This is a genomic window from Streptomyces sp. NPDC059853, assembly GCF_042731495.1.
Classification (GTDB): Bacteria; Actinomycetota; Actinomycetes; order Streptomycetales; family Streptomycetaceae; genus Streptomyces.
The window spans coordinates 1-11,064 of the sequence record NZ_JBHWJL010000165.1 but is presented as its reverse complement, the minus strand read 5'-3'; the positions used below and the strand labels follow the sequence as shown (position 1 = coordinate 11,064).

10 protein-coding genes are annotated in these 11,064 nt (G+C 74.8%); 5 read left to right on the top strand and 5 right to left on the bottom strand.

The window, feature by feature from the left end:
• The 3 genes from ACFV5N_RS17740 to ACFV5N_RS17730 form a co-directional block, all read right to left on the bottom strand.
• Nucleotides 1-259, bottom strand: a 259-nt coding sequence (locus tag ACFV5N_RS17740; protein ID WP_385600389.1) for a glycosyltransferase family 2 protein, incomplete at its 3' end; no start/stop codon positions are given.
• Entirely contained in the window at nucleotides 256-1,920 is a 1,665-nt protein-coding gene (locus ACFV5N_RS17735; RefSeq protein ID WP_385600386.1) for a carbamoyltransferase, read from the bottom strand. The genes ACFV5N_RS17735 and ACFV5N_RS17740, both read right to left, overlap by 4 nt.
• Before the next feature lie 49 nt (nucleotides 1,921-1,969).
• A complete protein-coding gene (locus ACFV5N_RS17730; RefSeq protein ID WP_385600383.1) occupies nucleotides 1,970-2,971 on the bottom strand; it encodes an NAD-dependent epimerase/dehydratase family protein in 1,002 nt (333 codons plus the stop codon).
• Between the two features lie 131 nt (nucleotides 2,972-3,102).
• On the opposite strand from ACFV5N_RS17730, the gene ACFV5N_RS17725 reads away from it, so the two are divergent.
• The 3 genes from ACFV5N_RS17725 (at nucleotide 3,103) to ACFV5N_RS17715 (ending at nucleotide 6,865) form a co-directional block, all read left to right on the top strand.
• Nucleotides 3,103-3,975, top strand: a complete 873-nt coding sequence (locus tag ACFV5N_RS17725) for an SDR family oxidoreductase (RefSeq protein WP_385600380.1) — start codon at nucleotides 3,103-3,105, stop codon at nucleotides 3,973-3,975.
• A gap of 29 nt (nucleotides 3,976-4,004) precedes the next feature.
• The gene (locus ACFV5N_RS17720; RefSeq protein ID WP_385600377.1) at nucleotides 4,005-5,180 is read left to right on the top strand and encodes a zinc-dependent alcohol dehydrogenase; all 1,176 of its coding nucleotides are present in this window, start codon (nucleotides 4,005-4,007) and stop codon (nucleotides 5,178-5,180) included.
• Nucleotides 5,181-5,482: 302 nt separating this feature from the next.
• Nucleotides 5,483-6,865 (top strand): MFS transporter, encoded by a 1,383-nt coding sequence (locus ACFV5N_RS17715; protein ID WP_385600392.1) that lies wholly within the window; start codon nucleotides 5,483-5,485, stop codon nucleotides 6,863-6,865.
• A gap of 67 nt (nucleotides 6,866-6,932) precedes the next feature.
• Here ACFV5N_RS17715 and ACFV5N_RS17710 read toward each other — a convergent pair whose 3' ends face one another.
• The gene (locus tag ACFV5N_RS17710; RefSeq protein WP_385600375.1) at nucleotides 6,933-7,520 is read right to left on the bottom strand and encodes a hemerythrin domain-containing protein; all 588 of its coding nucleotides are present in this window, start codon (nucleotides 7,518-7,520) and stop codon (nucleotides 6,933-6,935) included.
• A 189-nt stretch (nucleotides 7,521-7,709) separates the two neighbouring features.
• Here ACFV5N_RS17710 and ACFV5N_RS17705 point away from each other — a divergent pair, with 189 nt between their 5' ends.
• Nucleotides 7,710-8,771: an NAD-dependent epimerase/dehydratase family protein gene (locus ACFV5N_RS17705; RefSeq protein ID WP_385600372.1), complete on the top strand. Its 1,062-nt coding sequence runs from the start codon at nucleotides 7,710-7,712 to the stop codon at nucleotides 8,769-8,771.
• A 29-nt stretch (nucleotides 8,772-8,800) separates the two neighbouring features.
• Nucleotides 8,801-9,757, top strand: coding sequence for a TIGR03557 family F420-dependent LLM class oxidoreductase (locus ACFV5N_RS17700; protein WP_385600369.1), 957 nt, complete (start codon nucleotides 8,801-8,803; stop codon nucleotides 9,755-9,757).
• A 30-nt stretch (nucleotides 9,758-9,787) separates the two neighbouring features.
• Here ACFV5N_RS17700 and ACFV5N_RS17695 read toward each other — a convergent pair.
• Nucleotides 9,788-11,064: cytochrome P450 (locus ACFV5N_RS17695; protein WP_385600366.1), on the bottom strand; the 1,277-nt coding region annotated here is incomplete at its 5' end.

The window sequence follows — 11,064 nt, the reverse complement described above, 5'->3', positions numbered from 1 at the left end:
CCGGAGCCCGCCGCCAGCCGGTGGTGCGGGCGGCGGCCGGGCCGCGCCCGCCTCCCGGCACGATCTCGATCAGGGCGGCGAGGGCCCGCGGCACCTCCACCGGCAGCGGACGCGGATCGTGCGGCGGCCGGTCGTCCACCAGGATCACCCGGGCCGGCCACGGACCGTCCCCCTCGGCCAGGGCGGCCAGCACCCGGTTCAGACAGGGGCGTCCCAGGGTCGGGATCACCACCGCGTACTCCGGGTCCGCGGCGCTCATGCCCGGCCCCCGCTCCCCGCGTACAGGCCCCGGCGGCGCACCACGAAGGGGCCGAGGGCCAGCAGGTCCACCGGCGAGGAACCGAAGCACTCCAGCGCGTCGCGCGGATCGTCGACCATCGGGCGGCCGGCGGTGTTGAGGGAGGTGTTCACCACCACCGGGAGCCCGGTCAGCTCCTCGAACCTGCTCAGCATCCGGGCCACCAGCGGCTCGCTGTCCGGATCGACCGTCTGGATGCGCGCGGTGCCGTCCACGTGCACCACGGCCGGGATGCGCTCCCGCCAGGCGGGCCTGACCTCGTGGACGAACAGCATGTACGGGCTGGGCAGCGGGCCTTCGAACAGGTCGGCCGCCCGGTCGGCCAGCACCATCGGCGCCACCGGGCGGAACTGTTCGCGGCCCTTGATGTCGTTCAGCCGCTCCAGATTGCCGGAGCGGCCGGGGTGGGCGAGCAGCGAGCGGTGCCCCAGCGCCCGAGGCCCGAACTCGGCGCGGCCCTGGAACCAGGCCACCGTCGCGTTCTGCGCCAGGGCCTCGGCCACCGTGGCCGCGACATCGGCCGGACGTTCGAAGGGCACCGCCGCGGTCTTCAGCCACGCCTCCAGCTCCGCCTCCGACCAGCCGCGCCCCAGGTCGGCGCCCGCCATCGGCCTGGCCGGCGCCGGGCCGGCGTCCGCCGCGTACCACAGCGCCCCGCCCAGTGCCGTACCGGCGTCGCCCGAGGCCGGCTGCACCCAGACCCGGGAGAACGGGCCCTCGGCCGCGATCCGGGAGTTGGCCACGCAGTTGAGCGCCACGCCGCCCGCCAGGGTCAGCGTCGTGTCATGGGTCTCGCCGTGCAGCCAGCGCACCAGGTCCAGCAGCGTCTCCTCCAGCACCGCCTGCCCGGCCGCCGCGAGATCGGCGTGCTCGGGTGTCCACGCCTCGCCGGGGCCACGGGCCGGGCACAGTTCGGCCCAGGGCACCCGGGCGGCCACGAAGCCGCCGTCGCCGGTGGGGTGGATACGGCGCCGCAGCTCGCCGAGGTAGCGGGAGCGGTTGCCGTAGGAGGCGAGCGCCATCACCTTGTACTCGTCGCTGGAGCGCAGGAAGCCCAGGTGCTCCGTCAGTTCCTCGTACATCAGCCCCAGCGAGTGGGGCAGCCGCTGCCCGTACAGCGGCTCCAGGCGCTGCCCGGTGCGGCGCGCCGCCAGGTGCGAGGTGGCCTCGCCGCGTCCGTCCAGCACCAGGACCGAGCAGTCCTCGGCGTCCGGCGCGGCGAAGGCGGAGGAGGCGGCGTGCGCCATGTGGTGCGGGACGAACCGCACCTGCGCGGGGTCGAGCCCGGGCAGCGCCTCGCACAGGAACGCGGGCGCCTGGCGGGCGTAGAGCTGGCGCAGATCGTCCCACGGGTCGTCGAGGCCGAGTTCCCGCGCGGGGTGGGCGAGCGCGGGGTCGTAGGAGTAGGTGACGGCGTCCAGGTCGGCCGGGCGCAGTCCGGCCTGGCTCAGGCACCAGGACGCCGCGCGCTCGGGAAGTTCCCAGGCGGCGAACGGCACCGGGCGTTTGCCGTGCTTGCGGCGGGAGAACCGTTCCTCTTCGGCGGCGGCCACCGTCTCCCCGTCGATCACCAGCGCCGCCGCCGGGTCGTGGAACAGGGCGTTGATACCGAGCACACGCATGGGACCTCCGCAACAGGCGTCGTTCGTCGGGGGGAGAGTGAGGAGCGGGTCAGTCGCCGCGCTCCCGGGCGCGGAACCACGCGATGGTGCGGGCCAGTCCGTCCGGCGCGGTCACCCGCGGCTCCCACTGGAGCTTGCCGCGCGCCAGGGTGATGTCCGGGCAGCGCACCATCGGGTCGTCGGTGGGGCGGTCGATCAGCCGGACGCCGGAGGAGGAGCCGGCCAGCCGGATGACCAGCTCGGCCAGGTCCAGCATGCTGATCTCGTCCGGGTTGCCGATGTTCACCGGGCCGCGCAGATCGGAGCCCGCCATCGCCAGGACGCCCGCGACCGTGTCCGCCACATAGGTGAGCGACCGCGTCTGGCGGCCGTCCCCGGTCACCGTCAGCGGCTCGCCGGCCAGCGCCTGCCGGATGAACGTCGGCACCGCGCGGCCGTCGTGGCCGCGCATCCGCGGGCCGTAGGTGTTGAACAGCCGGACGATCCCCGCGTCGATGCCGTGCACCTCGGCCTCCGCGACCGTCAGCGCCTCGGCGAACCGTTTCGCCTCGTCGTAGACACTGCGCGGGCCCACCGGGTTGACGTTGCCCCAGTAGCGTTCGCTCTGCGGATGCTCCAGCGGGTCGCCGTACACCTCCGAGGTGGACGCCAGGACGAACCTCGCCCCGTGCTCCCTGGCCAGGGCGAGGGCGTTGCGGGTGCCCAGGCTGCCGGTCTCCAGGGTGTGCAGCGGCAGCCGCAGATAGTCGGCGGGAGAGGCCGGCGAGGCGAAGTGCAGCACCAGGTCCACCGGCTGGGCCACCGAGAACGGCTCGGTGACGTCGGCGCGCAGCAGGGTGCAGCCGGGACGGCCGGTCAGGGCCCGGACGTGGTCGGGGTGCGCGGTGCACAGATCGTCGACACAGGTGACCTCGCTGCCCCGGTCGAGCAGTTCGGCACACAGATGAGAGCCGACGAACCCCGCTCCTCCGGTGACCACGGCATGCCGGTAGCGGGGTGCGTCGGGCCGGGACGGCTGGACCGCCGCGGCACGGTCCCGGGTGCCTCGCATGTCTTCTCCCTTCGATGACCACCGCCCCAAGTACCCGGACGAAAGTCCGACAAACAGGAGTTTTTCTTCGCGTGTGAGGTACCCGAACCGGTACGCATCCCCGACCCCGAAGAACAGGAGGGGCGACCGCGATGAGTGAGCACCCGGCCGAGCGTCACCCGAGCCCGGAGTTCCCGCAGCAGTCCCAGCAGCCGCCGGGAGCCACCGGGGAGATGGCCCCGCGGCCCGACCACGGCGAGGACAGTTACCGCGGCTGCGGCAGACTGCGGGAGCGGCGCGCGCTGATCACCGGCGGCGACTCGGGCATCGGCCGCGCCGTGGCCCTGGCCTTCGCCCGGGAGGGCGCGGATGTCCTCTTCACCCATCTGCCGGGCGAGACCGAGGACGCGCGGGAGACCGCCCGGCTGGTGACCGAGGCCGGCCGCCGGGCCGTCCCCGTGGAGTGCGACATCCGGTACGAGGAGCAGTGCCGGGCGCTGACCGACCGCATGGTGGCCGAGTTCGGCGGCCTGGACGTCCTGGTCAACAACGCCGCCCACCAGATGGCGCAGCCCGACAGCATCGAGGGCATCAGCACCGAGCAGTTCGACCAGGTGATGCGGACCAATCTGTACGGCATGTTCTGGCTGACGAAGATGTGCCTGCCTCATCTGAGCGAGGGCGGCAGCATCGTCAACACCACCTCGGTGCAGGGGTACCACCCCGGTCCGCACCTGCTGGACTACGCCATGACGAAGGGCGCCATCGTCACCTTCACCCACGGGCTGGCGAGCCATCTGGCGGAGCGCGGCATCCGGGTCAACGCGGTGGCCCCGGGCCCGGTGTGGACCCCGCTGATCCCCGCGACGCTGCCGGACACCAGCGAGTTCGGCGCCAAGTCCGCGTTCGGACGGCCCGCCCAGCCCGCCGAGATGGCCCCGGCGTACGTCTTCCTGGCCTCGCAGGACGCGTCGTTCATCACCGGCGAGATCGTCAACGCCACCGGCGGCGCCCCGCTGCCCTGACCGACCGACGACAACGAACAGGAGCCTGTATGAAAGCCGCCGTCTGGCACGGGAAACGGGACGTCCGCGTCGAGGAGGTCCCCGATCCGGTGATCCAGCAGTCCACCGACGCGCTGGTGCGCATCACCTCCACCGGGTTGTGCGGCTCGGACCTGCATCTGTACGAGGTCCTGGGGCCGTTCATGACCCCGGGCGACATCCTGGGCCACGAACCGCTGGGGGTGGTGGAGGAGACCGGGGCGGACGTCACCGGCATCGCGCCCGGCGACCGGGTGGTGGTGCCGTTCCAGATCGCCTGCGGCACCTGCTTCATGTGCCGGCGCGGACTGCAGACGCAGTGCGAGACCACCCAGGTGCGCGGGGAGGGCAGCGGGGCCGCGCTCTTCGGCTACACCAAGCTGTACGGCTCGGTGCCCGGCGCCCAGGCCGAGTACCTGCGGGTCCCGCAGGCCCAGTACGGGCCGGTCAAGGTGCCCGAGGGGGTGCCCGACGACCGGTATCTGTATCTGTCCGACGTGCTGCCGACCGCCTGGCAGGCCGTGGAGCACGCCGGGATCACCCCCGGCGGCTCGCTCGCCGTGCTCGGTCTCGGCCCGATCGGGGACATGGCCTGCCGGATCGCCCAGTACCGGGGGGCCGGGCAGGTCATCGGCATCGATCTGGTGCCCGAGCGGCTCTCCCGGGCGGCGGCCCGCGGCGTGCAGACGCTCGACCTGACCCTGCACGAGGACATCGGGGCCGCCGTCCGTGATCTCACCGCCGGGCGCGGGCCGGACGCCGTCATCGACGCGGTCGGCATGGAGGCGCACGGCAGCCCGGCCGGCTCCGCCCTCCAGTCGATCGCCGGACTGCTGCCGGACCGGCTGGCCGAGCGGATGGCGGGGAAGGCGGGCGTGGACCGGATGGCGGCCCTGTACACCGCCATCGACATCGTCCGGCGCGGGGGCACCATCGCGCTCAGCGGGGTCTACGGCGGCATGGCCGATCCGCTGCCGATGCTCACCCTCTTCGACAAGCAGATCGAGCTGCGGATGGGCCAGGCGAACGTGAAGCGCTGGATCCCGGAGATCCTGCCGCTGCTGGGGGCCGACGACCCGCTGGGGGTGGACGAGTTCGCCACCCACCATCTGCCGCTGGAGCAGGCGGCCGAGGCGTACGAGCGCTTCCAGCTGAAGGAGACCGGCAAGGTGATCCTCAAGCCCTGAGCGGCCGGGCGTCCCGCGCCGCGCCCCCGCCGCCGGATTCCGGCGGCGGGGGCGTGTGAGCAACGCCACCGGAGGCCCGCAGCCGTTGCGGGACAAGGCGGGCATCCCGTACCGGTCCGCCGGGGACGATCTTGGTCTTCCCGGCGGGCCGCCTTTCTGTCACGGTGGTCTGCGCCGAACGCGGTGCACCGAGGCCCGCGCCGCACGATCCGCCCGCCGGGCACCGGACACCCCCCATGCTTCCTCAGCGTCTCCGCCGCGCCCGGGGCCACAACCCCTGGCGCTCCCTGCGGTACCCCAGCATGCGCTGGTGGTCACTCGCCAACCTCGTCTCCAACGCCGGTACCTGGATGCAGCTCACGGTGCAGAGCCTCCTGGTGCTCCAGGTGACCGGCTCGGCCGCCATGACCGGGCTCTCGCTCGCGGTGCAGGCCGGGCCCGGGCTGCTGCTGGGTCTGCTCGGCGGCGCGGCCGTCGACGCCTGGCCGCGCAAGCTGACCGCCGCCGTCAGCCAGGTGGCCCTCGGCGCGGTCGGGTTCACCACCGCCGCGCTGGTCGCCCTCGATCTGCTGAACGTGCCCACGCTGCTGGCGCTGGCCGCCGTCACCGGCATCATCAGCACGGTGGACGGCCCGGCCTGCGCCCTGCTCGGCAACGACCTGGTGCCGCGCCGCGACGTGCCCTCGGCCATCGCGCTGGGCTCGGCGGTGCACAGCATCGGCCGGCTGGCCGGCACCGCGCTGGCCGGCGGCGCGGTCCTGCTCTTCGGCACCGCGTCCGCATTCGTGGCCAACGGCTTCTCCTTCGTCTTCGTCGCCGCCGTCATCCCGTTCCTGAAGCTCGTCGACCGGTCGGCCGAGGAACCGGAGCCGGTGCCCGTACCGCACGCGCAGCCGGCGGCGGGCCCGCCCGCCGAGGAGCCGGCGGGGCCGCGGCCGGGGGGCGGCGCCCGGGACGGGCTGCGCTTCTTCCTGCGCCGGCCGCAGCTGGTGCTGCTCGCCGCCATCACGGCGCTCAGCTCGGTCTTCGGCCGCAACTACACCCTCACCCTGGCCGTGCTGGTCACCGGCCCGCTGGCCGGCGGTGCCGGCTCCTTCGGCACGGTCTCCACCGCGCTGGCCGTCGGCGGCATCGCCGGAGCCCTGCTCGCCGGAGTGCTCCAGCGGCCCTCGGTGCGCCTGGTCGCCGCCATGTCGGCCATCGGCGCCGCGTTCCAGATCGCCGCCGGGCTCTCCCCCACCCTCGGCCTGCTGGTCCTGCTGGTCATCCCCATGGCGATCGTGGAGTCCATCTCGGACACCGCGGGCACCACCGTGCTCCAGACGGACCCGCCCCCGGCCATGCGCGGCCGGGTGCTGGGCGTGTGGCGCAGCCTGAGCACCGGCTGGGGGCTGGTGGGGCCGCCCGCCATCGGGCTGCTCATGGAGTGGACCGGGCCCCGGGCGGCGCTGGTGACCGGCGGTCTGCTGGTGGCGCTCCCGGCGGCGGCCGGTCTCGCGGTGCACGCCCGCCGGACGCGCCGGGCCGCTACCGGGGCCGTGGAGCGGACGCAGCCGGTCGCGGCCCCGGAGCCGGTGGAGCCGGTGGAACCGGGCGCGCCGGTGGAACCGGTCCGGGTGCCCGTCCCCGGTCAGCTGTCCGGCCAGGGCGACCGCGTACCGGCCGCCGCCGTCCCCCTGGGCTGACCGGCGGCCCGCCGGCGGCGACGGGAGCGGGCCCGGCGGCCCGCTCCCGCACGTCGTCCGCCGCCGCTCAGTGCTTGGACCTCGCCGCGTTGATGGCGTCCCGGGTGCGGTCGACCATCGACACGAAGGGGCCGACCGCCCACTGGGCCGCCGGTTTGCCCGCCGCCGTGGGATGCGGATGAGTCGGCGCGGTGGCCTCGGCGACCCGCAGACTGGAGCCCATCTGCTTCAGCTGGTCCTCGCTCCGCCCGGCCCGGATGGCCGGGAACTCCTCGCGCTCCTCCTGGTCGGCATGCTCGGCGACCGCTCGTTCGAACTCGGCGAACTTCCGCTCGAACTCGGCGGACTCCAGGTCCATCTTCTCCAGCTGGGCCAGGACCTTGTTCGCCTCCGCCTCCTCCTGGTTGCGTGCCTCGGCCTCCGCCGCGCCCGCCGTCTTCTTCGCCACCGGGCGGACGATCATCTCCTCGGCGGTCTCGTGGACGGCGAGCAGCACCCGCAGCTGGTCGAACGCCTCCCTGCGGTCGTCGCCGTGAGCCGCCCGCACCTGGGTGAAGAGGTCCCGGATCCGGGCGTGCTGCTCCAGCAGCATGCCCACCACATCGCCCTCGGGCAGCTGCCCGGCCTGCTCCCGCTCCTCGTCGGCCCTGCTCATGTGCCTCAACTCCTCCGTGTCGACAACGGGTACCGCTGCACGCCGGAAAGCCCGGTGACGGGCCGAGCCGGACGGTGGGACCGGCCGCGTTCCCCTCCGCCGACCGGGTGTCGCGCAGCCGCAGCCGGGTACCCGGACCAGCGGCGATCAACCATGCCCGCACCGTTTTCCGGAAGGAAGAGACCCCCTATGCGCGTCGTCATCGTGGGCGCCACCGGGAACGTCGGCAGTGCCGTCGTCCGCGCGCTGGCCGCCGATCCCGCCGTCACCTCCATCACCGGACTGGCCCGCCGGAAACCGCGATGGCAGGCGGACAAGACCACCTGGCGGCAGGTCGATCTGCGCGCCTCCGACGGGGACGGGCCGCCGCTCGCCGACCTGTTCCGGGGTGCCGAGGCGGTCGTCCACCTGGCCTGGCTGATCCAGCCCACCCGCGACCCGGCCGAGACCTGGCGCACCAATGTGCTGGGCACCGCCCGGGTGCTCAGGGCGGTGGCCGCCGCCCGGGTGCCGGCCCTGATCTGCGCCTCCTCGGTGGCCGCCTACTCCCCCGGGCCCACCGACCGGGCGGTGGACGAGAGCTGGCCCACCCACGGCTGGCCCACCTCCGCCTACAGCCGGGAGAAGGCGTACGTGGAGCGCATGCTGGACACCTTCGAGGCGGAGCACCCGGACACCCGCGTGGTCCGGATGCGCCCCGGCTTCCTGTTCTCCCGCGCCTCCGCCGCGCAGCAGCGCCGCTACTTCGTCGGCCCGCTGCTGTTCGGGCCGCTGGCCCGCCCCGAGCTGAGCCCGGTCGTCCCCGATGTCGCCGGGCTGCGCTTCCAGGTGCTGCACACCGACGACGCCGCCGACGCCTACCGGCGTGCCCTCACCCGGCCCGTCCACGGCGCCTTCAACCTCGCCGCCGAGCCCGTCCTCGACCCCGCCGAGCTCGCCCGGATCTTCCACGCCCGGCGGCTGAAGCTGCCGCCGGCGCTGCTGCGGGCCGCCGTCGCCGGAGCCTGGCACGGCCGGCTCACCCCCGCCTCGCCCGGGCTGCTGGACACCCTGCTGCGGCTGCCCGTCATGGACTGCGCGCGGGCCCACAGCGAACTCGGCTGGCAGCCGCGGCACGACGCGGAGGCGGCGCTGCGCGCCCTGGTGGACGGCCTGCGCCACAACGCCGGGGCACCGACCCCGCCGCTGGACCCCCACCCGCCCGGTGGCCGGCTCCGCGAGTTCGCCACCGGCGTCGGACAGCGGCCCTGACCTGATCCCGAACGAAAGGAGCGACGTCCATGACGTCCTACGGGTACTTCCTGGCCAGCGAGGACCACGGCCCCCGCGCCCTGGTGGAACAGGCGCAGGCCGCCGAGGCGGCCGGCTTCCGCTCCCTGTGGATCTCCGACCACTACCACCCCTGGCTGGAGGCGCAGGGGCACAGCCCGTTCGTCTGGACCACCATCGGGGCGCTCGCCCAGGCCACGGCGCTGCCGGTGGCCACCGCCGTGACCTGCCCGTCGGTCCGGGTCCACCCGGCCGTCATCGCCCAGGCGGCCGCCACCAGCGGGGCGCTGCTCCAGGGCCGCTTCCGGCTCGGCGTGGGCACCGGCGAGGCCCTGAACGAGCACATCCTCGGCGACGCCTGGCCCGAGGCGTCCGTCCGGCTGGAGATGCTGGAGGAGGCGGTCGAGGTGATCCGCGCCCTCTTCACCGGCAAGCGGATCAGCCACCGGGGCCGGCACTACACGGTGGAGAACGCCAGGCTGTACACGCTGCCGGACGAGCCGGTGCCGATCGACGTGTCCGGGTACGCGCCCGCCGCCACCGAGCTGGCGGCCAGGATCGGCGACGGCTTCGTCACCATGGGGCCGGAGGGCGATCTGCTGCGCCGGTTCCGGTCCGCGGGCGGCGAAGGCCGGCCGACCGGCTGCGCCATCAAGGTCTGCTACGACACCGACCGCGGCCGCGCGGCCCGTACCGTGCTGGAGCGCTGGCCCAATCTGTTCCTGCCCGGCGAACTGGCCGCCCTGCTGCCGGAGCCGAAGCACTTCGAGCAGGCCACCCAGCTGGTGACGGAGCAGCAGATCGCGGGCGGCTCCATGCCCCTGGGCGACGACCCCGAGGAGCACATCCGGGCACTGGCGGAGTGCCGGGACGCCGGGTTCGACGAGGTGTACGTCAGCCAGATCGGCCCGGACATGGACGGGTTCTTCGAGTTCTACCGCACCCGGGTGCTGCCCGCGCTGGACTGAGCGGGAGCGCGGCGCGCGCCGCCCGGGGCGTCAGCCGGGCCGGGCGGCGAAGCGCAGCGCGGTGTGGTCCAGGGTGGCCGGGAGCGGCCGGCCGGGGCCGGGACGCAGCGCCGAGACCGTCCGGTAGCGGGTGGCCGCCAGCAGTCCGGCCAGCCAGTGACCGGCCGTCAGCAGCACCACCTGCTCCCCCGGGCAGCCGGCCGGCCCCGCGCTGAACGGCACCAGCGCGGGGTTGCCGGCCGCCGTGCCGTCCCGCCAGATGTCCGGGTCGAAACGGTCGCGGTAGCCGGTGGGCGGCTCGGCCCGGTGGAAGTAGGGCGTGTAGGCGGCGAACGCCGTGCCGGGCGGCACCACCGTGCCGTACCAGCGGGTGGCCCGGGTGGACTCGCGCAGCAGCACCGGGGTGGTGGGCCACAGCCGCACCGCCTCCAGGACCGCAGCGCGGGTCCGCGGCAGCGGGGCGACGGGCTCGCGTCCGGTGCCCGGCCAGGGGGCGGCCGTCTCGGCGCGGACCTCGGCCTCCCGCTCGGGGTGGCAGGTGAGCAGGGCCAGCGTGCGCAGGGTGGCGGCGCCGGCCGCGTCGAAGGCGAACAGCCAGTGCGGCACCTGGTGCACCGGGTCCACCCCGTGGTCGCGGGCGGCGGACCCCTCGCGCAGCGCGCCCGCGAGCGAGTCGGCGTCCGCGCGGTCGATCGCGGTGCGCAGCCGGTCGAGGAACGCGGCCCGCAGCCGGTCGCGGCGGGGCGCCAGCATCGACCAGTTGCCGGTGGAGCGGAGCCGGTCGAGCAGGCCGATCAGGGCGGTGTCACCGGCGGCGGCGTCTCCGAGGACCAGCCGGCGTACCGACCGCCACCAGCCGGCCGCGAACCCCTCCCAGTCCAGTTGGCCCTCGGCGCGGGCGCGTTCGGCCACCGCGGCGGCCTCCTGGTGGACGCGGGCGGTCAGGGCCGGGGCCAGCCGGTGCTCGGGCCGGTCGCTGTCCAGGGCCTCCTCGTTGGCGCGGCGCCGCGCGGCCCGTTCCGGCCCCGGGGTGATCAGCGAGCCGTGCGGCTGGAACTGTTCCAGGGCCCGGCGCTTCTCCCAGGACGCCGGGGTGAAGGGGTCGGGTGTCTCGCGCAGCAGCCGCGCCAGGTCGTCCGGGTCGAGCAGCAGGACGAGCGAGCGGCCCGCCACGCGCAGCCGCAGCGGCCGGGGCCCGTACCGGTCCCGCAGGTCCAGCAGCTGGTTGATGGCCGCCCGGTCGGTGTGCAGCCGCTCGGCCAGGGACATCGCCCACGGGCGGCGTCTGATCAGTCCCTCAGTGGCGC

Bases quoted from the DNA above. Each gene is read 5' to 3' on its own strand.
- ACFV5N_RS17705 (WP_385600372.1), top strand. From the start codon at position 7,710: ATGCGCGTCGTCATCGTGGGCGCCACCGGGAACGTCGGCAGTGCCGTC.
- ACFV5N_RS17730 (WP_385600383.1), bottom strand. From the start codon at position 2,971: ATGCGAGGCACCCGGGACCGTGCCGCGGCGGTCCAGCCGTCCCGGCCC.
- ACFV5N_RS17715 (WP_385600392.1), top strand. From the start codon at position 5,483: ATGCGCTGGTGGTCACTCGCCAACCTCGTCTCCAACGCCGGTACCTGG.
- ACFV5N_RS17700 (WP_385600369.1), top strand. From the start codon at position 8,801: ATGACGTCCTACGGGTACTTCCTGGCCAGCGAGGACCACGGCCCCCGC.
- ACFV5N_RS17720 (WP_385600377.1), top strand. From the start codon at position 4,005: ATGAAAGCCGCCGTCTGGCACGGGAAACGGGACGTCCGCGTCGAGGAG.
- ACFV5N_RS17725 (WP_385600380.1), top strand. From the start codon at position 3,103: ATGAGTGAGCACCCGGCCGAGCGTCACCCGAGCCCGGAGTTCCCGCAG.
- ACFV5N_RS17735 (WP_385600386.1), bottom strand. From the start codon at position 1,920: ATGCGTGTGCTCGGTATCAACGCCCTGTTCCACGACCCGGCGGCGGCG.
- ACFV5N_RS17710 (WP_385600375.1), bottom strand. From the start codon at position 7,520: ATGAGCAGGGCCGACGAGGAGCGGGAGCAGGCCGGGCAGCTGCCCGAG.